The organism is Pseudomonas sp. FSL R10-0056 (assembly GCF_009600105.1).
Lineage (GTDB): Bacteria > Pseudomonadota > Gammaproteobacteria > Pseudomonadales > Pseudomonadaceae > Aquipseudomonas > Aquipseudomonas bubulae.
Genome location: NZ_WIWL01000106.1, coordinates 1 through 347, shown reverse-complemented (window position 1 = coordinate 347; position 347 = coordinate 1). Strand labels below are relative to the sequence as shown.

Annotated in this window: 1 protein-coding gene; it reads left to right on the top strand. The window is 56.5% G+C overall.

Annotated features, from left to right (window positions below):
• On the top strand, positions 1 to 181 hold a 181-nt coding region (locus GHO42_RS25825; RefSeq protein ID WP_218575991.1), incomplete at its 5' end, for a hypothetical protein.
• Positions 182 to 347: the final 166 nt, after the last annotated feature.

Below are 347 nucleotides of genomic sequence, written 5' to 3'. Positions count from 1 at the left end.
AGCCGCTGACCTGGCGGCAGCGTACCTAGGCAAGCACTCCTTCCTGATCGATGACCTGGAGGATTGGGACGCTGAAACCAAGTCGCACCGGGCGTGCCTGGTTTTTCATGGCGAGGACATTGGGGGACTTTCAGCTCGAACAGTCATGAAATTGCGGGCTCGAGCCGCCGCCGGATTTTAGCCGCTAAAATATCGTTCGACCGGTTGTTGCTACTAGCAACACGGGAGAGCATAACGAATAGAAAGGCCCCCCCGGCCGGCCGCCTGACTGACTGGCTGATGCGCTACGCTGGTCGCATCTAATGACCAAGTTAAGGAGTACTTATGAGCTTTGCCCATATCGGAGA